The organism is Rhizobium sp. BR 314 (assembly GCF_047445805.1).
GTDB lineage: Bacteria > Pseudomonadota > Alphaproteobacteria > Rhizobiales > Rhizobiaceae > Rhizobium > Rhizobium lusitanum_B.
On the sequence record NZ_JARWLA010000009.1, the window covers coordinates 1 to 21,512 of the forward strand.

The 21,512-nt window shown below is 59.2% G+C and carries 21 protein-coding genes and 1 tRNA gene; 7 read left to right on the forward strand and 15 right to left on the reverse strand.

Features of this window, described 5'->3' with window-relative positions; genetic code table 11:
* Positions 1-191 precede the first annotated feature (191 nt).
* A tRNA-Lys gene (locus tag QD461_RS14035) sits at positions 192-267 on the reverse strand.
* Positions 268-642: 375 nt separating this feature from the next.
* On the opposite strand from QD461_RS14035, the gene QD461_RS14040 reads away from it, so the two are divergent.
* The 3 genes from QD461_RS14040 (at position 643) to QD461_RS14050 (ending at position 2,065) form a co-directional block, all read left to right on the forward strand.
* Complete coding sequence (locus QD461_RS14040) at positions 643-900, forward strand: GlsB/YeaQ/YmgE family stress response membrane protein (protein WP_184708414.1); 258 nt, start codon at positions 643-645, stop codon at positions 898-900.
* A gap of 162 nt (positions 901-1,062) precedes the next feature.
* Positions 1,063-1,254: a hypothetical protein gene (locus tag QD461_RS14045; protein ID WP_184708417.1), complete on the forward strand. Its 192-nt coding sequence runs from the start codon at positions 1,063-1,065 to the stop codon at positions 1,252-1,254.
* A gap of 196 nt (positions 1,255-1,450) precedes the next feature.
* The gene (locus tag QD461_RS14050; RefSeq protein ID WP_184708419.1) at positions 1,451-2,065 is read left to right on the forward strand and encodes a GntR family transcriptional regulator; all 615 of its coding nucleotides are present in this window, start codon (positions 1,451-1,453) and stop codon (positions 2,063-2,065) included.
* Between the two features lie 54 nt (positions 2,066-2,119).
* Here QD461_RS14050 and QD461_RS14055 read toward each other — a convergent pair whose 3' ends face one another.
* The 5 genes from QD461_RS14055 to cysG all read right to left on the reverse strand — a co-directional run bounded on the left by QD461_RS14055 (position 2,120) and on the right by cysG (position 7,136).
* Complete coding sequence (locus tag QD461_RS14055) at positions 2,120-2,932, reverse strand: ferredoxin--NADP reductase (RefSeq protein ID WP_414088312.1); 813 nt, start codon at positions 2,930-2,932, stop codon at positions 2,120-2,122.
* Between the two features lie 224 nt (positions 2,933-3,156).
* Entirely contained in the window at positions 3,157-3,669 is a 513-nt protein-coding gene (locus QD461_RS14060; protein WP_184708423.1) for a DUF934 domain-containing protein, read from the reverse strand.
* A gap of 12 nt (positions 3,670-3,681) precedes the next feature.
* On the reverse strand, positions 3,682-5,358 hold the full coding sequence (locus QD461_RS14065) for a nitrite/sulfite reductase (protein WP_414088313.1): 1,677 nt from the start codon (positions 5,356-5,358) through the stop codon (positions 3,682-3,684).
* A gap of 17 nt (positions 5,359-5,375) precedes the next feature.
* On the reverse strand, positions 5,376-5,690 hold the full coding sequence (locus QD461_RS14070) for a DUF2849 domain-containing protein (protein WP_184708427.1): 315 nt from the start codon (positions 5,688-5,690) through the stop codon (positions 5,376-5,378).
* A 3-nt stretch (positions 5,691-5,693) separates the two neighbouring features.
* Positions 5,694-7,136 (reverse strand): siroheme synthase CysG, encoded by a 1,443-nt coding sequence (gene cysG, locus QD461_RS14075; RefSeq protein WP_414088314.1) that lies wholly within the window; start codon positions 7,134-7,136, stop codon positions 5,694-5,696.
* A gap of 287 nt (positions 7,137-7,423) precedes the next feature.
* Here cysG and QD461_RS14080 point away from each other — a divergent pair, with 287 nt between their 5' ends.
* Positions 7,424-8,011: a deaminase gene (locus QD461_RS14080; protein ID WP_414088315.1), complete on the forward strand. Its 588-nt coding sequence runs from the start codon at positions 7,424-7,426 to the stop codon at positions 8,009-8,011.
* A 22-nt stretch (positions 8,012-8,033) separates the two neighbouring features.
* Complete coding sequence (gene mazG, locus QD461_RS14085) at positions 8,034-8,882, forward strand: nucleoside triphosphate pyrophosphohydrolase (RefSeq protein WP_414088316.1); 849 nt, start codon at positions 8,034-8,036, stop codon at positions 8,880-8,882.
* A gap of 6 nt (positions 8,883-8,888) precedes the next feature.
* Here the strand turns inward: mazG and hflX are convergent, their stop codons facing one another.
* From hflX to dusB, 8 genes are all read right to left on the reverse strand, one after another.
* Positions 8,889-10,223: a GTPase HflX gene (gene hflX / locus QD461_RS14090; protein ID WP_414088317.1), complete on the reverse strand. Its 1,335-nt coding sequence runs from the start codon at positions 10,221-10,223 to the stop codon at positions 8,889-8,891.
* A gap of 78 nt (positions 10,224-10,301) precedes the next feature.
* Positions 10,302-10,544: an RNA chaperone Hfq gene (hfq, locus tag QD461_RS14095; protein WP_003539403.1), complete on the reverse strand. Its 243-nt coding sequence runs from the start codon at positions 10,542-10,544 to the stop codon at positions 10,302-10,304.
* A gap of 109 nt (positions 10,545-10,653) precedes the next feature.
* Positions 10,654-11,517, reverse strand: a complete 864-nt coding sequence (locus QD461_RS14100; protein ID WP_414088318.1) for a D-amino-acid transaminase — start codon at positions 11,515-11,517, stop codon at positions 10,654-10,656.
* Positions 11,518-11,566: 49 nt separating this feature from the next.
* Positions 11,567-12,931 (reverse strand): sigma-54-dependent transcriptional regulator, encoded by a 1,365-nt coding sequence (locus QD461_RS14105; RefSeq protein ID WP_184708438.1) that lies wholly within the window; start codon positions 12,929-12,931, stop codon positions 11,567-11,569.
* Positions 12,921-15,194: an ATP-binding protein gene (locus QD461_RS14110; protein WP_414088319.1), complete on the reverse strand. Its 2,274-nt coding sequence runs from the start codon at positions 15,192-15,194 to the stop codon at positions 12,921-12,923. The genes QD461_RS14105 and QD461_RS14110 overlap by 11 nt, the downstream gene beginning before the upstream one ends.
* A 283-nt stretch (positions 15,195-15,477) precedes the next feature.
* Complete coding sequence (gene ntrC / locus QD461_RS14115) at positions 15,478-16,929, reverse strand: nitrogen regulation protein NR(I) (protein WP_184708442.1); 1,452 nt, start codon at positions 16,927-16,929, stop codon at positions 15,478-15,480.
* Positions 16,926-18,083 (reverse strand): two-component system sensor histidine kinase NtrB, encoded by a 1,158-nt coding sequence (locus tag QD461_RS14120; protein ID WP_414088320.1) that lies wholly within the window; start codon positions 18,081-18,083, stop codon positions 16,926-16,928. Before QD461_RS14120 ends, ntrC begins: the two co-directional genes overlap by 4 nt.
* Entirely contained in the window at positions 18,080-19,105 is a 1,026-nt protein-coding gene (dusB, locus tag QD461_RS14125) for a tRNA dihydrouridine synthase DusB (RefSeq protein WP_414088321.1), read from the reverse strand. The genes QD461_RS14120 and dusB overlap by 4 nt, the downstream gene beginning before the upstream one ends.
* Positions 19,106-19,330: 225 nt before the next feature.
* Between dusB and QD461_RS14130 the strand changes: the two genes are divergently transcribed.
* Together QD461_RS14130 and QD461_RS14135 are read left to right on the forward strand one after the other, a co-directional pair.
* Positions 19,331-20,551, forward strand: a complete 1,221-nt coding sequence (locus QD461_RS14130) for a bifunctional 2-C-methyl-D-erythritol 4-phosphate cytidylyltransferase/2-C-methyl-D-erythritol 2,4-cyclodiphosphate synthase (RefSeq protein ID WP_414088322.1) — start codon at positions 19,331-19,333, stop codon at positions 20,549-20,551.
* Positions 20,551-21,045 (forward strand): CinA family protein, encoded by a 495-nt coding sequence (locus tag QD461_RS14135; protein WP_414088323.1) that lies wholly within the window; start codon positions 20,551-20,553, stop codon positions 21,043-21,045. The genes QD461_RS14130 and QD461_RS14135 overlap by 1 nt, the downstream gene beginning before the upstream one ends.
* A gap of 12 nt (positions 21,046-21,057) precedes the next feature.
* On the opposite strand, the gene QD461_RS14140 is transcribed toward QD461_RS14135, so the two are convergent.
* Complete coding sequence (locus tag QD461_RS14140; RefSeq protein WP_414088324.1) at positions 21,058-21,504, reverse strand: type II toxin-antitoxin system RatA family toxin; 447 nt, start codon at positions 21,502-21,504, stop codon at positions 21,058-21,060.
* Positions 21,505-21,512: the final 8 nt, after the last annotated feature.

The following is a 21,512-nucleotide window of genomic DNA, read 5'->3' on the forward strand; positions in this document are numbered from 1 at the left end:
GGACAGAAACTGGGAATCAAGGAGGTCGACGACGGTATTTGGCTCGTCAGCTTCATGCTCTATGATCTCGGATATATCGACCTGGAGCAGAGGTCCTTGCAAACCATCGACAATCCGTTCGGCACGAGGTTGTCACCCATGTGTTAGGTACGTTTTGTTACCTATCTCTCCGGGCTAGACAAATCTGCCGATGGTGAGAGCGATGGGATTCGAACCCATGACCTACTGATTAAAAGTCAGTTGCTCTACCGACTGAGCTACGCTCTCCCTCTCCGCGGGCATTTCCGCCCCGGCTGGAAGTGCGCGGAACATATGCAGACGCCCCATTGCGGTCAACCCATAAAATTGCGGTTTTGGTGGCTCCGAGATGCTTTTCCTCATCTCCAGACAGTCGAATGCGGCCGTTTCCCGCAAATTCAGCGGGAAACGAGGCATGAGCCTGAGATTCGAATCTATGGGGAAAACAACGCGCAACGACAATGCAGCTTTGTCCAGCCGGAACAATCGTAACAACTTCCCTCAATAATGACGGTTGCAATCGAAGGATAGGTTCGTTCGTTCTGCAATGATTTGGGGTGCGAATCGTTTTTGGTGTATATCGGTTATTGTTAACAACCCGTCGGGTCCTCAGGAGGTTCTTTTATGGAAGACGCACACGTCGGTTGGATTGCAGCAATTATCATTGGCGGCCTGGCAGGCTGGTTCGCCGAGATGATCATGAAGAGCAACACAGGCATTGTCATGAACATCATCCTCGGCATTGTTGGCGCTCTTGTCGCCAGCTGGCTGTTTGGCGTTCTCCATATCGGGCTGCCGTTCCACGCCTGGCTGAACTACCTGATTACCGGCTTTATCGGCGCCTGCATCCTGATCTTCATCGGGCGCTTGATCAGGAGATAACGGCGCATCGGGGCAAGACCCCACCTTAGGGATGAGGAGAAGGGAAGACGGACACCGTCTTCCCTTTTTTGTTGCATTCGTTTGAAGTCCGCACGCCAAAGGCCTTTTCAACTCCGTCCTCGGCCCTATTTATGGAGATGGAGCCGAAAAGGAGGTTGGAAGATGACGGAAAACACCAATCGGATACCGGCGCGCAAAGTCGTTCGCGGTCGCCCCTACAGCATCGCCGAATTTGCTCGAAAATACCGCCTCGACGACGATGAAGCCGAACGCCTGTTTTATAAGTTCGGCCCTTCTGCTACCGAACTGGACCTGTTGATGGCCGCCAAGCGGAAGGTACCTTACCTCTCCTAGCGCGCTGAGCGCCAATTCCAGGATTGCCCGTAGGTAAAGCAAGTGGCAGATGGAGGATACCCCATCTGCCAGTTCGGCAGATTGTTGCAATGACGGAATCTGTGCGCTGCGCGCCTATTCTGATATATCACGATAGATTGCCTTCGGCGGCGCGAGATGACACTGTGTGCTATATCGACCCGCTTGGACTCAACGCATGCAGAATTCGCTTAGCCACCTCGCCTATCTGGCGCTCGAGCATCAGATCGTGACGCTTGCCCTTGAGCCTGGTGCATTTGTTACCGAAAAGCAGCTGATCGAGATGGCAGGTCAAGGACGCACGCCGGTGCGCGAGGCGATCCAGAAACTTGCCTGGCAGGGATTGATCCATGTGCGGCCGCGCGTCGGCCTGCAGATCTCGGAGATCCGTCCCGACGATCATCGCCACGTCATGCAAGTCCGGCGAGAACTGGAACCGATTGCGGCGGCGCTAGCCGCCGTGCACGCCAGAGAAGAGCAACGCGAGGCACTGCAGATATGCGCCCATCGGATGGCAGAATGTTCTGTGACTGGCGACCTGCCCGGCTTCTTTGCTGCCGACAAGACATTCGACGAGATTCTTGAGGACGCCTGCCCCAACAACTTCATTACGGCAGCCCTTGGACCTGTACAGACGCATGCGCGTCGGCTCTGGTATTCAACCGGCACGTCCGATCGCATGGACCATTCCATCGCGATGCATGTTCAGGCTATCGAAGCTATTCGAGCGGGTGACGCGGAAAACGCTCGCTCGGCGATGGCGGCGCTGCTCGACCACCTGAGCGGCCTATGAAAGGGGCGGCCTCGTTTCCGAAGCCGCCCTCTCTTTCCGATTGTCTGTGCCAGCCTAACCGACGAAGGCCCGTTCGATCACAAACTCGGCCGGCTTGCTGTTCGCACCTTCGGTGAGGCCTGCCTTTTCGAGCAGATCCTTCGTGTCCTTCAGCATCGCAGAAGAGCCGCAGATCATGCCGCGGTCGGTTGCGATGTCGAGCATGGGTACGCCGAGATCGCTGAAGAGCTTGCCGTTCTCGATGAGGTCGGTGATACGACCCGTGAAGGGGAAATCCTCGCGGGTGGCGGTTGCGTAATGGCGCAACTTGTCGCCGACAACTTCGCTGAGCAGCTCGTCGTTGCGGATTTCCTCGACTAGATCGAAGCCATATTTAAGCTCGGCGACATCACGTGTCGTATGGGTGAGGATGACTTCCTCGAACTTTTCATAGGTCTCGGGATCGCGGATCAGGCTTGCGAAAGGTGCAATGCCGGTGCCCGTCGAAAACATATAGAGCCGCTTGCCCGGCGTCAGCGCGTCGAGCACCAGCGTGCCCGTCGGCTTCTTGCGCATCAAAACCTCGTCGCCGGGCTTGATGTTCTGCAGATGCGAGGTCAGCGGACCGTCCGGCACCTTAATGGAAAAGAACTCGAGCTCGTCGGCCCAGGCGGGGCTTGCGATCGAATAGGCGCGATAAAGTGGTTTACCGTCAACCATCAGGCCGATCATGGCAAACTCGCCCGAACGGAAGCGGAAGCCTTGCGGCCTCGTCATGGTAAAGCGAAAGAGCCGGTCGGTATAGTGTGTGACGCTCAGCACCTTCTCGGCGAAAACGCCGGCGGGAACTGCTGAAGCAAATTCATCTGATTTGGCGGGGGCGTTCATTCTGTCTCGGATCCCGTATTAATCTTACACGTCTTTCCTGGCAGGCTCATTACGCGATGCTGATATTATAATATAGCCGGTTTTGGAAGGCATTCCATTCCATCCGGCTGCATGGGACTGAAATATGTATATTCCAGTCAAGATTCCAGATCGCCGACATTACATATAACGAAAGGCCTGAATACGGCAATCCGAGGCTGTCAAATTGCCGCAAGCCATCGACATTAGGCCGATTTTGCCGGCAGTCGCCGCCAGCTATAGGCCTGCCCGCCCTCAGCGCGGCGTGCCGTTGGCTGATAATAGTGCGGAATACCGGGAAGACGGTTTTCCGACAGCCGCTTCAAAGCCGTTTCGTTGGTAACTGCGAAACTATCAATGCCTACGCGCAGCATCAATGGAATCTGATCGATCAGCACATCGCCGACTGCCCGCAATTCGCTCGCATAACCAAGGCGCTGGCGTAGCAGCGAAGCGTGGCTGAAGGCACGGCCATCGTTGAAGGCCGGAAACGCAACGGCCACGATCGCGAGGCGATCAAGATATGGCTGAAGCCTCGTTACATCGTCTGCCGGCTTTATGACCACACCAAGGCCAGGCTCATTGCTGTCTTCCGCCTTTGCGATGAGGGCATCGAGGCCAAGCAGCGGCTTTTGCGTCTCCGTTGCCTTCACCTCATCCGTTTCGATCACCCACGGATCGCTTTCGACAAAACCGGTTTCCCGCCAGATCTTCGTCATAATCATCTCTCCTTACGCTGCTTCCGCTGCCGAAGACGAGCCGTAGAGTGCCTCCTTGAACGGCTGCGGTCCGACACGGCGATAGGCGTCGAGGAAAATCTCTGATGGGTCCAGACGCAAGCCGAGATAAGTATCGACGATCGTCTCGATGGCATCGGTCACCTTGTCGGGCTCGAAGCCGCGGCCGATGATTTCGCCAATCGACGTATGCTCGTCGCCGGAACCGCCGAGCGTGATCTGGTAGAGCTCGGCCCCCTTCTTCTCGACGCCCAACAAGCCGATATGGCCGACGTGATGGTGGCCGCAGGCATTGATGCAGCCGGAAATCTTGATCTTCAGCTCGCCGATTTCAGCCTGACGTTCCGGCGAGCCGAAGCGCGTGGAAATTTCCTGCGCAACCGGGATCGAACGGGCATTAGCGAGAGCGCAATAGTCGAGGCCGGGACAGGCGATGATATCGGTAATGAGGCCAGCATTCGCCGTTTCGAGGCCAATGGCGACCAGCCCGCGATAAACCGCTTCGAGATCGGCAAGCGCCACATGCGGCAAGATGAGGTTCTGCTCGTGACTGACGCGGATTTCATCGAAGGCATATTCTTCGGCGATGTCGGCCACAGCATCCATCTGCACATCCGTAGCATCGCCCGGAATGCCGCCGATCGGCTTCAGCGAAATCGTCACCATGCCGTAGTCGGGGTTCCTGTGTGGCTGGACGTTCTGTTGTACCCAACGGGCGAAGGCGGCATCCGCCTTCTTCCAGCGAGCAAGGCTTTCCCAGCCTTCGGCGCGCTCAGGCAGCGCCGGCGGCTCGAAATAGGCCGCAATCGCCTGAACGTCGGCTTCAGGCAGCTTCAGTTCTGTGTCCTTGAGCTTGTCAAACTCGAGCTCGACCTGGCGCGCCAGTTCTTCGGCGCCGATTTCATGGACGAGAATCTTGATGCGCGCCTTGTACTTGTTGTCGCGGCGGCCATGCAGATTGTAAACGCGCATGATTGCGGTCGTGTAGGAGAGGAGATCCTCCTCCGGCAAGAAATCGCGGATCAGCTTGGCGACCAGCGGCGTGCGGCCCTGCCCGCCCCCGACGTAAACGGCAAAGCCAATCCCGCCTTTTTCATTCTTCTTCAGATGCAGACCGATGTCGTGCACCTGGATCGCGGCGCGGTCGCGCTCGGCGCCGGTGACGGCGATCTTGAACTTGCGTGGCAGGAAGGAGAATTCCGGGTGAACGGAAGACCACTGCCGCAGGATTTCGGCATAGGGTCTGGGATCGGCGACTTCATCGGCCGCAGCCCCGGCAAAATGGTCTGCCGTCACGTTGCGAATGCAGTTGCCCGAGGTCTGGATCGCGTGCATTTCGACGGAAGCGAGGTCGGCCAGAGCGTCTGGCATCTCGGAGAGTTTCGGCCAGTTGAATTGCAGGTTCTGCCGTGTCGTGAAGTGGCCATAGCCGCGGTCGTACGTGCGCGCGACATGGGCGAGCATGCGCATCTGGCGCGAGCTCAGCGTGCCGTAGGGAATGGCGATGCGCAGCATATAGGCATGCAGCTGCAGATAGACCCCGTTCATCAAGCGCAGTGGCTTGAAGGCATCTTCGGAAAGCTCACCCGAGAGGCGTCGCTCCACCTGATCGCGGAACTGTGCGACACGTTCCGCGACAAAGGCATGGTCGAATTCGTCGTAACGATACATGATTTCCTCGGGACTTCTCAGACTGCAATGAATTCGGGATCGGCGGCGGCGTAACCCGGCGCATATTCCATCGTGGGGCCTTCGGCACGAATGCGCTCGCGCAGGCGCAGAGGCCAGAGCTTGCCATCGGTTTCTCGAACGTCGACGAGATTGACGTCGACGACCTTGTTGTCGGCATAGGCCTGCTTGCCGATCGCTTCCAGTGAGGCTTCGGCTTCGGCGTGGCGTGCAACCAGCGCCTCCTGCAGCGATGTCGCCCACTCACCATTCGCGTTCAGCCAAACGGCGACGCCATCGGTGAGCCGGTTTGCGGTCAGAACCTTGTCGACCATCAATCAGCTCCTTGCATAGTCATGAGCGACGGTCTCACGACGGACCAGCGGCTCGGATTGTTCAAAATTCGCACCGGCGACGGCATCGCCGATAATAACCATGACCGGCCCGCTCAATTCCTCGCGGTGCTCGAGGTCTGGAAGATCCCGCAATATACCATGCATCAGCCGGCGGTCACGACGGCTGGCGTTCTCGATAATGGCGACGGTCGTTTCCGGCGGCAGCCCGGCTTGCATCAGGCGGCCGGCAACAGAAGCGGCCACGGTGCGCCCCATATAGACGGCGATCGTCGCACCCGACACGGCCAGGCTTGCCCAATCGGGCAGAACATCGCCTGTGAGATCGTGACCCGTGGTGAAGACCAACGACGAGGCGACGCCGCGCAGCGTCAACGGCAATTCGAAATCGGCAGCGGCAGCGAAAGCGGATGTGATGCCGGGGACAATCTCATAGCCGATGCCGGCGGCACGCAGAGCTGCCATTTCCTCGCCCGCGCGGCCGTAGACCAGCGGATCACCCGACTTCAGCCGCACCACGCGCTTGCCTTCACGGCCGAGCTGCACCAGCAGATCGTTGATCTCTTCCTGCGACTTGCTACGGCATCCCTTGCGCTTACCGACCGACAGGCGCTCGGCGTCACGGCGGCCCATATCGACGATCGCCTGCGGCACGAGCGCATCATAGACGATGACATCGGCTTCCATCATCACGCGCTGAGCCCGCAGCGTCAGCAGGTCTTCGGCGCCAGGACCTGCGCCGACCAGCCAGACGCGACCCTGGACATCACCGGATGACCGCAACAGCTGACCGGCTGCCTGCTCGGCCTGCGAAAGATGGCCGGCGTTGACGGCGTCAGCAACCGGTCCGGAGAAGAAGCGACGCCAGAAGACACGGCGCGCTACGCCGCGCGGCACGAGATGCTCGACCGGCTTGCGGAAGCGCGTCGCCAGTTCCGCAAGCTTGCCGAGCGAAGGCGACAGCATCTGATCGATCTGCGCCCGAATCATCTGCGCCAGCACCGGACCGGCGCCTTCCGTGCCGATGGCAACAGCCACGGGCGCGCGGTTGACGAGTGCCGGCGTATAGAAATCGCAATAGTCAGGCTGATCGACGGCATTTGCGGGAATTCGCTCGGCACGAGCCGCGTCGACGATCCGGCGATCCGCCTCTGCATCACCGGTGGCGGCGAAAACAAGCGTCGCGCCTTTGACTTGATGCGAGGAGAACGCACCACGTACCGCCTCGATGCTATTGGCGATGAGGAATGCGTGGTAATCAGCCTCCGGCGCCTGAACATAGGAAACGATCTTTGCCCGGGTGTTCATCAGCAATCTAGCCTTGGCAAAGGCTTCGTCACCATCGCCAAAGACGGCCGCAACCCTTCCGTCGATACGGAAGAAGGCGGGAAACACCGAAAGCTGTTCAGTCCTGGGAGGCATCGTCATTCCAATTCGAAGTTCGCTGAATATCGCCTCAGCGGCCAAGAGATTGAAGAAACAGAAATTCTAATGCCCCTGCATGAGCGTATTCTTTTGCTCGACATGGCAAGGATTTGAGCAAAACTCACCGGGCGAGCAGATTGATTTAAATACAGGAAATCTATAGACTTTTAGAAATCACTGTAACCCTCGGCGATTTCATTGCCTGTGGCAAACGGTGCCCTATTGTCTTTTGCGCATTCCGCCCGACGGGTAATCCCGCTAGATTGAACGAAATTTTCCGGAGCATTTCCTTGTCGGACAACACGATCGCAGCCCGCCTTCTCGACGTCGTCGAACATGACATACTGCCGCTGACCCGAGAAGGGGTGGCGGCAGGAAACAAGGTTTTCGGAGCGGCCATCCTGCGCAAATCCGACCTCTCCCTTGTGATTGCCGAAACCAACAACGAGTTGGAAAATCCGCTCTGGCATGGAGAAGTGCACGCGCTGAAGCGCTTTTACGAACTGGGCGAGAAGCCGGCGACCAAGGATCTGATATTCCTGTCGACCCACGAACCCTGCACCATGTGCATGTCGGCCATCACCTGGGCTGGTTTCGACAATTTCTATTATTTCTTCAGCCACGAGGATTCCCGGGATGCCTTTGCAATCCCGCATGATCTCAAGATCCTGAAAGAAGTCTTCGGTCTGGAACCGGGCGGCTATCGCCGAAGCAATGCGTTCTGGAACAGCTTTGCGATTTCCGATCTTGTCGAGACGGAAGCGGATCCATGCAAAGGTGCACTGAAGGGGCAGACGGCGCGTATCAAGGCGGCCTATGCCGAACTGTCCGACAGCTACCAAGCGTCGAAGAGCGACAACGACATCCCCCTAAACTGATAGAGCAAGACCCGAGGCACCGATGGAAGCATCGCGAGACATTTCCCGTCTGATCGACATTATGGAGGCGCTGCGAAATCCCGAGAGCGGTTGCCCTTGGGATATCGTCCAGACTTTCGAGACCATCAAGCCCTATACGATCGAGGAGGCCTATGAGGTTGCGGATGCGATCGAGCGCAAGGATAATGACGATCTTTGCGACGAGCTCGGCGATCTCCTGCTTCAGGTCGTATTCCATGCCCGGATCGCCGAAGAGGCCGGAGCCTTTTCCTTCGGCGACGTCGTGCATGCCATCACCCGCAAGATGATCCGCCGCCATCCGCATGTCTTTGCCATCTCCCATGCCAAGACCGAAGATGCGGTGACGCTGCAATGGGATCGGATCAAGGCGGAGGAAAAGCGCGAGCGGGCCGAACGCCGCGCCAGGAGCGGGATTACCGAGGATTTCAAGGCCGGCTTCCTGGGCTCGGTGCAACGCACCTTCCCTGCCCTGACCGAAGCTTTGAAGCTGCAGGAGCGCGCAGCCAAGGTCGGCTTCGACTGGTCGGCGCCGGAACCGATCCTCGACAAGATCGAGGAGGAGATCGGCGAGCTACGGGTAGCGCTCGCGAGTGGCGACAAAACAAAAGTCAGCGATGAACTTGGCGACCTGATCTTCGCTGTCGTCAATATCGGCCGCCATGTGAATGCCGATCCGGAGCAGGCCCTACGCGGCACGAACACCAAGTTCCGCCGCCGCTTCCATCACATCGAAACGACACTTGAGGCCGAAGGCGAGACACTCGAGGGCGCCTCGCTGGAGCGCATGGAGGAAATCTGGCAGTCGGCCAAGGCTATCGAACGGCAGCTGACGAGCGTCAAGACGGCGTAAGGCTGCCTACTCCCAGTCCTCGCGCTGCGGCTTCGGGCCGTTGCCCATGCGCCGCTCCAGTTCGACTGCCTCGGTTTCCGTCAGGCGCACTTCAAGCGTCACCGTGCCGTCCTCGTTATCCTCGCGGTTATCGACGATGGCGTGATTGTAGAGCCAGGGTAGCAGCGCCAGCTTTTCGACAGGCAACGTGATGGTCGTTTCCGTCAAAACGCCGGAGAGACGACGGCTGATTTCATCCATCAGGCCATCGACACCCTCGCCGCTCTTCGCAGAAACGGCAAGGACGTTTTCCGTCGTCGATGCCTTCTGAACGATGGCATCGTGTGCTTCCGGCTCCAGGCGATCGATTTTGTTCCAGACCTCGAGAATGCGCTCTGCGCCTTCGGCCTCGCCGATGCCGAGATCGCCAAGAATGCGCATGACATCGGCGCTCTGGGCCTGGTTGTCGTCATCCGAGAGATCGCGCACATGGAGGATGAGGTCGGCTTCCAGCACCTCTTCCAGCGTCGCACGAAACGCCGCCACGAGGTGAGTCGGCAGATCGGAAATGAAACCGACGGTATCGGAAAGGATGACGGTGCGCCCATGCGGCAGCTTCATGCGACGCAGCGTCGGGTCGAGCGTCGCGAATAGCATGTCTTCCGCCAGAACGCCGGCGCCGGTAATGCGGTTGAACAGCGTCGACTTGCCGGCATTGGTATAGCCGACCAGCGCAACGATCGGATGCGGCACCTTCCGGCGCTTGGCGCGATGCAGCTGACGAGTTCGGACGACCTGCTCGAGCTCTCGCTCTAGCCGGATAATCCGCTCCTGCAGCATGCGTCTGTCAGCCTCGATCTGCGTTTCACCGGGACCACCCATGAAACCTGCGCCACCACGCTGGCGCTCAAGGTGGGTCCAGCTTCGAACCAGACGGCCCTTCTGATAGTTCAGATGCGCAAGCTCGACCTGCAGCGTACCTTCCTTGGTGGAGGCGCGGCGTCCGAAAATTTCAAGAATGAGGCCGGTACGGTCGATGACCTTGGCGTTCCATGCTTTCTCGAGATTGCGCTGCTGCACCGGCGTCAGGGGATGATCGACGATGACAAGCCCGGCGTTGAATTCGTCGAGCAGCGCAAGAATTTCTTCGATCTTTCCGGTGCCGAGCAAGGTCGCCGGCCGCGGATCGTTGATCGGGACAATCGAGCCGTTGACGACCTCAAGGTCGATGGCGAGCGCAAGACCCTTGGCCTCTTCCAGCCGGCTTTCGGACGGGCGCGAGACGGAGATGGCGCTATCGGCCTGAGCGGAGCGCGCCGCACGCGCCTGTTTGAGCACAGGCACGACGACAACAGCGCGCATGTCATCCCGGTGCTTTACGGTCTCCGGGATGAGGGAATCATTTTTGGTATCGCGTGTCGTGATAGTAGAAAGTCCTGGTTAGGATGCGGCTTCTTCGCTCTCGAACATCTGCATGGGCTGACCCGGCATGATCGTCGAGATCGCATGCTTGTAAACGAGCTGCGAATGGCCATCGCGGCGGAGCAGAACACAGAAATTGTCGAACGAGGTCACGACACCTGTGAGCTTCACACCGTTAATCAAAAAAATTGTCAGTGAAATCTTTTGCTTGCGAACAGTATTGAGAAACAAGTCCTGCAAGTTCTGAGAACGTTCCGCCATCGCGCCGCTTCTTTCTTTTTTGCCGACCTAAGTCGGTGAAATATCATGATATACAGAGACCCCGGGACTGGAGATGCCCTCATTCTCTCCTACCCAGCGCATGTTGGTATCAAATCGCAGTCTTTTCCGCAACGTCGAAAAAGGCTTCGCGAATTTTCTGTGACATGCTGCCCGGATGGCCGTTGGCAATGGTTTCGCCGTCGATGGAAACGACCGGAAAACATATGCTTGTCGCCGCCGTGATGAAAACTTCGCGCGCCTTCATCATCTCCTCGACGGAGAAGAATCGCTCCACAATCGTCACGTCGAGCTTGGCCGCGACATCCATCAGGGTCGCGCGGGTGATGCCGCGCAGAATGCCGTGTTCGGCCGGACGCGTTACTAGATTTCCGTCATGATCCATAATCCAGACGTTGGTGGCAGCCCCTTCCTTCACCATGCCGTTGTGGTCGATATAGATCGCTTCGTGCGCGCCGGCTTCCTTCGCTTGCTGGCGGGCCATCGCGTTCGGCAACAGGCCGACCGACTTGATATCGACGCGATCCCAGCGGTTGTCACGGACGGTGATCGCCTTGATACCGTTTGCGTTCTTCTTCGCGATGACGGACTGGTCCGTGCTCTTGGCGGTGACGACGATCGAAGATGGCGTGCTGGCCGGCGGGAAAACATGATCGCGCCGGGCAACGCCGCGGGTGACCTGCAGATAAAACAGGCCGTTGCGGACGTGGTTGCGACGCAGCGTCTCGCGAATCACGAGAACGAGCGCCGCGCGTGCCATCGGCCAGGCGATGCGCAGTTCGCTCAGCGAGCGGTTGAGCCGATCGAGATGGCGCGTCAGATCGACGATCACGCCATGACGCACCTCGCAAACCTCGTAGACGCCATCGGCAAACTGATAGCCGCGATCCTCGATATGCACCGTTGCATCGCTATGATTGACGTAGCGGCCGTTCACATAAGCTATTCTCGGCATGGAAGCCCCTGATCAAAATTCCGTATATTCCGAAGCGCCCGGTAGCCGCTCAGACCCCTAGTGACTTCAGCTTGCGATGCAGCGCCGAACGTTCCATGCCGACAAATTCCGCCGTGCGCGAGATGTTGCCGCCGAAGCGGTTGATCTGGGCGATGAGATAATCGCGCTCGAACATTTCGCGCGCTTCACGCAGCGGCAAGGTCATGATGTGATAGTCGTTCTTGGCGGAAACCTTCGGCAGCATATCGCCAAGGTCGGTCGGCAGCATTTCGGCGGTGATCGGCGTATCGGCTCCATCCGAGCGCGCCAGGATCATCAGCCGCTCGATATTGTTGCGCAACTGGCGGATATTGCCCGGCCAGTCATGCGCCTGCAGCACCGCCATGGCGTCATCGCCGATCCGGCGCGGACGAATGCCGGCCTGTTCGGAGATCTGGCGCATGAGCTGGTCGACGAGGAACGGAATGTCCTCGCGTCGTTCGGCAAGTGCCGGAACGCGAACCGGGACAACGGCCAGGCGATGATAGAGATCTTCGCGGAACAGGCCCTCGGCAATGTGGCTTTCCAGATTATAGGCCGTGGACGAAATGATGCGCACATCCACCTTCACCCGCTTCGAGCCGCCGACGCGCTCGAACTGCTGATCGACCAGCACGCGCAGGATCTTGTTCTGCGTCTCGCGCGGCATTTCACCGACTTCATCGAGATAGAGGATGCCGCGATGAGCCTCTTCCAGGGCGCCGATCTTGCGCGCCTGCCCCGGAGAACCTTCCGTGCCGAAGAGCGCGATTTCCATGCGCTCCGGTGTAATCGCTGCTGCATTTAGCGCAACGAAAGGACCGTTGGCGCGGGTCGATTTCTTGTGGATCATCCGGGCCACCAGCTCCTTGCCGGAGCCGGAGGGGCCGAAGATCATGACGCGGCTGTTGGTCGGCGCCACCTTGTCGATCGTCTGGCGCAGTTGCGAGACGGCAACCGACGTGCCGATCAATTCCACCGCATCGCCGGTGCGGCGCTTCAGCTCTGAAACCTCTCGCTTCAGCTTTGAGTTTTCCAGCGCGCGCTCGGCAATCAGGATCAACCGATCAGCCTTGAAGGGCTTTTCAATGAAGTCGAACGCGCCGCGCTTGATGGCAGAGACGGCCGTCTCGATATTGCCGTGACCGGAAATCATGACCACGGGCAATTCCGGATGACGCGCCCTGATCTCGTCCAGCAGCGCGAGGCCGTCGAGCTTGCTGCCCTGCATCCAGATATCGAGGAAGATCAGCCTCGGCGCTCGATCCGAAATGGCGGCAAGAGCGCTGTCGCTATCATGTGCCGTGCGGGTTTCGTGCCCCTCATCCGAAAGAATTCCCGAAACGATTTCGCGAATGTCTTCCTCGTCGTCGACTACGAGAATATCAGATGCCATAGACGCTTTCCTTATCGCTTGCTGTCTGGGCGACGGTAGCCTGCTCACGGCGTGGCAAATGCACGCGGATCATGGCTCCCCTGCCCTGGTCGAAATCGGCGGGGGCATCGTGGAGCTCCAGCTGCCCACCATGGTCTTCAATGATCTTCTTGACGATGGCGAGACCGAGGCCCGTGCCCTTGTCCCGCATCGTCATATAAGGTTCGAGAATGCTGTGACGGTTCTCCACCGGCAGGCCGCGGCCATTGTCGATGATGTCGACGGTAAAGCGATCGCGATCCTGATCCAGAGATGCGCGCACCAGAACTTTCGGCTGATCGCGCGCCTCGTCGCTTGGCACACCCTCGATTGCCTCGACGGCATTCTTGATGAGATTGCCGAAGGCCTGGCCAAGCATGCGGGCATCGAACATGCCCTCGAGCCGCTCGTCACCCAGCTCTCGTTCGAACTTGACGTGGTTGTTGCCCATTTCGCGCAGGAACACCGAGTCACGCAGGATATCGCGCAGATCGCTAGGCTCCATCGTCGGCTTAGGCATGCGGGCAAACGAGGAGAACTCATCGACCATGCGGCCGATATCACCCACCTGCCGGATAATCGTATCTGTGCACTGATCGAAGACCGGTCGATCGGCTTCGGCGATGTTCTTGCCGAAACGCCGGCGGATACGTTCGGCGGAAAGCTGGATCGGCGTCAGCGGGTTCTTGATTTCATGGGCGATGCGGCGCGCGACATCTGCCCAGGCGGTCGAACGCTGCGCAATGACCAGATCGGTGATGTCGTCGAGGGTAATGACATAGGATTCATTGGCATCGCGCGATTCCTCCCGCGTCACCTGAACACTCAGCGTCCGCACCGTACCACCGCGCACCAGGCTGATCTGCTTGCGGAAATCGTTTCGATGGCGCGTCGTCGCCTCGGTGACGACCTGCTCGACCTCGGGTGCGATTTCCGCCAGGTTCTGGCCGACGAGTTCGTCGCTCGTCAGTCCCAGCAGATCTTCTGCGGAAATATTGACGATCGCGATGCGGCGATCGTGCTCGACACCGATCACAGCCGCCGTTACGCCCGACAGCACCGCCTCGATAAAGCGGCGACGGTCATCGACCTCGTCCTTGGCTTCGAGGATTTCATCGCGCTGCGTACGAATTTCCGAGATCATCTTGTTGAAGGTGCGCGACAGGCTGCCAACGTCGCCATCTGCCGAGCGCACCGGGACCAACACGTTCATGTTGCCGGAGGCAACATTGTCCGCGGCACTGATGAGAAGACGGATCGGCCGTACGATACGGTCGGCGATAGCGATTGCAGTCCAGATCGCGGCCAAAAGCACGATCAGCGCAAAGCCGATATAGAGAACCGCAAAGGCGATCTGCAGGGACATACGCCCCTCTTCCATCGCCTTGTATTCAGCGGTGTTATCCTCCACCATCCGCATGGCGTTCATCACGCGCGGATCGACGGCACGCACCGTATAGAGGAAGGAGCCAGGGATTTCGTCGAGCTTGATGACCGCACCGACGAGATTGGTCACGCCGGGCGGAATGAGCGTCGGCTGACCATTGGCCGATGAATCCAGCGCATCTTTCGGGATCGCCGGGAGCGGCCGTTCTGTCTTGATTTCGGCCTGGACGATGGCGGTGCCGTCACGACGCACGAGGAAAGCGCCGAGCAAGCCGCGCCCGCGGGCCTGGCGCGTCATCAGATCGGCAAAGCCGGTGCGATCGAGGCTGTAAAGCGAACGATTGCGCTCTAGATCGTTCGCCATCGACACCGTCTGCCCCTGCAGGTAGCTGGCGTTCTCCATCAGATAGGCTTGAGCGACATTCTGCGAGGAGCTGATGATCTGCTGCGTGCGCACGCCGAACCAGCGATCGAGACCGATATTCAGGGTGAGGCTTGCGACGATGGCGACCAGAATGGCCGGCGTGATCGCCACGATGGAGAAAAGTGCAACGATGCGGATATGCAGACGCGCCGCCGCGCGGCCTCGGCTACGTGCCTTCATCAGCCGTGCGACTTCGCGCACGATGAGTGCGATCAATCCGAATACGAACAGGCCGTTGATGACGACGGAGGTAAAGACGACCGAAGACGTCGGGGCAACCGGCGTCAGGCCGAGAAGCATCAGCAGCGTGGCGATCGCGCACAGAAGCGCGCCGCCGGCCAGAACAAGGCCAGGTAGGGCGAAGGAAGCACGACGGTCTGTCACCTTGACAGCCGCCTCGTCGCTCGCCGCCGGCGACACCGCGTCCTTGATCATTCCCATCATCTCCACGCCCGAACGACGATTGGCAGCCTTGCCGATCCGCGCCCCACCAATTCGGCTAAAGCACAAGCGACAGGCTAGGCCGAAACCGTCATCCGGTTTCGCCAGAAAGCGAAACCATTAACTCAAATCATCTCTGCAACACATTGAAAAATCGCACGAAGTCCCATCTCAATGGAAAAACGCCAGATGAATCATCATCGCAAGAACGACGAATCTGCTGCGTGACCTTTAAGCAACGCATTGTGGCGAAAATGCAACGCATATGCTTGCGTTGTCAAGCCGTTCGGGAGCTCCTGTAAACCGAAACTCCCAGTTCTCTGATCTTTTTGCGCAGCGTATTGCGGTTCAGTCCCAGCAGATCGGCAGCCTTGATCTGATTGCCGCGCGTGGCAGTAAGCGCGGCGAGGATCAACGGATACTCCATTTCCGTCAGGACGCGGTCGTAGAGGCCGGGCGGTGGAAGATTGTCGCCGAAGCTCGAGAAATAGGTCCGCATGTTTTCTTCGACGGCCTGCGCGATGGTCATGGTGCCAGTGCGGACCGGGCCTTTCTCGATCGGGCTGTCGGGCACGTCGGCGCGCAGTTCCGCATCGATGATCTCCTTGGTGATGACATCTTGCGGATAGAGCGCCATCAGACGGCGAATGAGATTTTCCAGTTCGCGAACGTTGCCCGGCCAGGGATAGGCCTTCATGAGCTCCAGCGCCTCCTGATCGAAACGCTTGGAACCAAGGCCTTCCTTTTCGGCCTGCTGTATGAAATGGCGGACGAGATCGGGGATATCCTCGGCACGATCGCGCAGCGGCGGTAGCCGCAGCGGCACGACATTGAGGCGATAATAGAGATCTTCGCGGAAGAGGCCCTGGTTGATCGCCTGCTTCAGATCCTTGTTGGTGGCGGCGACGATGCGCACGTCGGTGCGGATCGGCGTGCGGCCGCCGACGGTCGTGTACTCGCCCTGCTGCAGAACGCGCAGCAGGCGGGTCTGCGCATCCATCGGCATATCGCCGATTTCATCGAGGAACAGCGTGCCACCCTCGGCCTGCTCGAAACGTCCCGTGGAGCGGGCCTGAGCGCCGGTGAAGGCACCTTTCTCGTGGCCGAACAGTTCGGACTCAATCAGATCGCGTGGGATCGCAGCCATATTGATGGCGACGAACGGGCCATTGCGGCGCTTGCCGTAATCGTGCAGGGCGCGCGCCACCAGCTCCTTGCCCGTGCCGGATTCGCCAGTGATCATCAGCGTTAGATCGGTCTGCATCAGGCGCGCGAGCACGCGATAGATTTCCTGCATCGCCGCCGAGCGGCCGACGAGCGGCATGCCGTCCTGCACGTCGTCATCGATCTTCGTCGGCTTCCGCTTGGGCTCGGCGAGAGCGCGGCCGACGATCGCGATCAGCTCCGTCAGATCGAACGGCTTCGGCAGATAATCATACGCACCTTTTTCGGATGCCTTGATCGCGGTCATGAAGGTATTCTGCGCACTCATGACCAGAACCGGCAGATCCGGTCTCGCCTTCTTGATGCGCGGTAGCAGGTCGAATGCATTTTCGTCGGGCATGACGACGTCGGTTACAACGAGGTCGCCTTCGCCGGAGGAAACCCAACGCCAGAGGGTAGCGGCGTTGGAGGTGATGCGTACATCGTAACCTGCGCGGCTCAAGGCCTGATTGAGCACGGTACGGATGGCCGCATCGTCATCGGCGACAAGGATCGTGGCTGTCATCGAGTAGTCCCTGTAGAGTTCGGAAGTGGGGCATCTTCTGAAGTGATGCCCTTGGAGGCTGGCATCAAAACACGGAAAGTAGTGCGATGGTTCTGGCTATCGCATTCGACGATACCGCCGTGGTCGCCGATGATCTTGGCGACCAATGCGAGGCCGAGGCCGGTTCCGTTCGTTTTCGTTGTGATGAACGGATCGAAGAGATGCGGGACGAGATCGGGCGGCACGCCGGGACCATTGTCGATGACGCAGAACTCCAGCGGCAATGAGATCTTTTCGCGGGTGCCGGCAACCGACAACCTGATCCCGGGGCGATAGGCCGTCGTCAGCATGATCTCGCCGTCCTGACGGTCGCCGACCGCCTCGGAAGCGTTCTTCACAAGGTTGAGGAAGACTTGCACAAGTTGGTCGCGGTTCGCAAAAACCGCCGGCAGTGATGGATCGTAATTCTCGGAGATCTTGATGTTGCGGGCAAAGCCGGCCTTGGCAACGGCCTTAACATGATCGAGCACCGAGTGAATGTTGACGGGCACGCGATCGACCGGCCGCTCATCGGAGAAAACTTCCATGCGGTCGACTAGTGACACGATGCGGTCGGTTTCGTCACAGATCAGGCGCGTCAGTGCCCGATCATCATCCTCGACCGATTGCTCGAGCAGCTGCGCGGCGCCGCGAATGCCAGACAGCGGGTTCTTGATCTCATGCGCCAGCATGGAGGCAAGGCCTGTGACCGAACGGGCGGCTGCCCGATGTGTCAATTGCCGGTCGATCTTGTCGGCCATGGAGCGCTCCTGGAACACCACGACGACAGAGCCGGTATCGCTCGACACCGGGGCGACATAGAGGTCCACAAGCTTGTCCTGTCCCAAGCGTGGCGAGCTGAGGTCGACACGATATTCGTTGACCGGCGCACGGCGCTCGCGAACTTGGTCGATCAGCGCCAGCAGCGGGCTGCCGAAAGGGATGAATGTCGAAATCTTATAGCGCGAGAGATGCGAAGCGCTGGCGCCGAAAAATGCTTCAGCCTCCCAGTTGGCAAAGGCAATGAGGCCCGCCTCGTCAACCATGATGACCGGGTTCTGGATCGCATTGAGAACCGCCATGGCTACCGAATTGGCCGCGTCGCCCTCGGCTCCGGAACTTGATTTCGAAGTCATGCAGCCTCCTGGACGCATTGGGCGAGATCGGCGCCGGCCTGCAGCGCGGCATGGAACGATGCGGCTACCTCGCCGCTCTGTCTCGACGTCATGATTTTCGCCTTGTCGGTACCTGACGTTGCCGGCGCGTAGCGATCGAGATACCAGGCCAGATGCTTGCGGGCATGGCGGATGCCAACGGCTTCGCCATAGAACTCCAGCATCATGCGGTAATGCTCGAGCGCGACCTCGATGATCTCCTGTCGGCCCGGTTCGCGATGACCAGCAAGAACGCCTGTATGCCATGGGCGGCCTTGGCAACCACGGCCGATCATGACCACGTCGGCGCCGGATCGCCGCAGGATTTCCTCGGCGTCTTCGATCGTTTCGACATCGCCATTGGCAACGAGCGGGATGGACACGACATCGCGTACCGCGTGGATCGCATCCCAATCCGCCCTACCCTCATAGAACTGCATGCGCGTGCGACCATGGATAGTGACGAGCTGAATGCCAGCCTCCTCCGCACGACGCGCGATATGAGGCGCATTGATGGAATTCTCATCCCAGCCAAGGCGCATCTTCAAGGTCACGGGAATGTTCACCGCGCCGACTGTCGCTTCGATCAAAGTCAGCGCATGATCGGGATCGCGCATCAATGCCGAACCGGAATAGCCGCCAATGACCTTCTTGGCGGGGCAGCCCATATTGATATCGATGATGTCGGCGCCGTTGTCGGCCGCGATCTTGGCCGCCTCGGCCATCCAATAGGCCTCCCGGCCGGCCAACTGCACCATATGCGGCTTCAATCCGGCGCTCTTCAGGCGCGCCCAGGACTCTGCCGTATCCTGTACGAGCTCGCGACTCGCCACCATTTCCGTGACGACAAGGCCCGCGCCGTAACGCAAAGCGAGCTGTCGGAAAGGCAGGTCGGTCACACCCGACATCGGCGCAAGAATGACGCGATTACGGATGGATACCGGACCGATGAAAAATGGGGCTGCGAGCTTGGAGGAAAGCAAGTGATTATCTTTCGGGCACACTATACATCTGCACTATTTTTAGACACGCTTTAAAAGTTTGCCAAGAGGTTTCGAGGAGCCTCGATATTTTTTGGGCAAATGCTGGAAAGTTCTTGAGTGAGGCGATAGACCCTGCTGAAGCAGGATCCCGTTTTGGCGATCTATTTAGCATGTGCTTGTTCAAAGGAAAGCTTTACGCTTTTCAAAGCCATGCCGAAGACCGAGCCTTTCATATTTCGGGGGTTTATGACGCAAATGCATTCAACGCAACCGTTGTCGGTGGGAATTGTGATCGTTGCCGCCGGGCGTGGCGAACGAGCAGGCTCTCCGGAAGAAGGCCCGAAGCAATATCGCCCGATCGGCGGCAAAGCGGTTATTGCGCATACGCTTGAAAGATTCGTGACATGGCCGCAGGCATCGAAGATCGTCGTCGTCATTCACCGAGATGATGAAAAACTACTCCGCTCCGCGCTGGGCCAAGTCGCCGAAATGCCTGAGATCGAGATCGCCTTTGGCGGCGCGACGCGCCAGCAGTCCGTGCTTGCCGGGCTAAGGCATTTGAAGGACAGCGGCGTGACGCATGTGATGATCCACGACGCCGTGCGCCCCTTCTTCGATCATGATCTGCTGGATCGCGTCACAGCGGCCCTTGCAGCTGGCGCGCCGGCCGTGCTGCCCGCCATGCCGGTCAGCGACACGCTGAAGCGTGGCAACGCGAGTGGCTTGGTGGCCGAGACCGTGCCTCGCGACGGACTTCACGCTGCGCAAACGCCGCAGTCGTTCCGCTTTACCGATATTCTTGCCGCGCATGAGAAAGCAGCGGCCGACGGCAAAAGCGATTTCACCGACGATGCAGCAATCGCCGAATGGTGTAACCTGCCGGTGACATTGGTGACCGGCAGCGCGGATAATGTGAAACTGACGATCAAGAGGGATATCGCCATGGCCGATGAAAAGCTGACCGCCGGACTTTTGCCTGACGTACGCACCGGCAATGGCTATGACGTCCACCAGCTGGAGCCAGGCGACGGCGTCACCCTTTGCGGCGTCCTTATTCCGCACGACCAGCGGCTGAAGGGGCATTCGGATGCCGATGTGGCCCTGCATGCCCTTACGGATGCCCTGCTTGCCACATGCGGCGCCGGCGATATCGGCGACCATTTTCCGCCCTCCGATCCGCAATGGAAAGGTGCGCCGTCCCGCATCTTCATCGAACATGCGGCAAAGATCGTGCGCGAACGCGGCGGCACCATCATGAACGCGGACGTCTCGCTGATCGCCGAGGCGCCGAAGGTCGGGCCGCACCGCGATGTCATGCGGGCCAAGCTTTCCGAATTTCTCGGCATCAGCATCGATCGCTGCTCGGTCAAGGCAACGACAAACGAAAAGATCGGCTTCATCGGTCGCCGCGAGGGCATTGCAGCCATCGCGACCGCGACCGTCGTCTATCGCGGAGGTAAGGCTTAATGCATTTTCCCGATGAGATTATCGCTCTCGCTCAGAAGATCGTCACCGACTTCACAGCCAGGGGCTGGATGGTCGCCACAGCTGAATCCTGCACCGGCGGCCTGATCGCCGGCGCACTGACGGAGATCCCCGGCTCCTCCGCTGTCGTCGATCGCGGCTTCGTGACCTATACCAACATCGCGAAGATGGAGATGCTCGGCGTCCAGGAGCAGACGCTGGCGCAATTCGGCGCGGTTTCGAAGGAAACAGCGCTGCAGATGGTGCATGGCGCCCTCTTCCGCTCGCGGGCCGATTTTGCCGTGGCAGTCACCGGCGTCGCCGGGCCTGGCGGCGGCTCTGCGGAAAAGCCTGTCGGGCTCGTCCACCTCGCCGCCAAGGCACGCAATGACAAACTCATTCATCATGAAATGCGCTATGGCGATATCGGCCGCGATCAGGTTCGGCTGGCCACCTTGAAAACGGCGCTGGAGATGCTCGTTACGCTCGGTCAGTGACCGGACGCGGCATCAGACATAGATCTTGTTGGCACGCGTCTCGAAGGCATCCGTGAACATGCGGAAGGCCCGGTCGAACATCGACCCCATCAAGGCGCCGAGAATGCGGCTCTTGAACTCGTAATCGATGAAGAAATCGATGACGCTACCGCCATTTTCCGACGGTTGGAAACGCCAGCGATTGTCGAGATATTTGAACGGGCCATCGATATATTTCACATCGATGGCCCGTTCAGCCTTGTTCAGCAGCACCTGCGTCGTGAAGGTCTCGCGGATCGCCTTGTAACCGACGGTCATATCGGCAACCAGCAGGATCTTGCCGTCACGCTCCTTGCGATTGCGGATCATGAGCGCCTCGCAAAGCGGCAGGAATTCCGGATAGCGCTCGACGTCGGCTACGAGATCGAACATCTGGTCGGGGGAATGCGGAACGGGGCGATGAGTTTCGAACTGAGGCATGAGCCGCA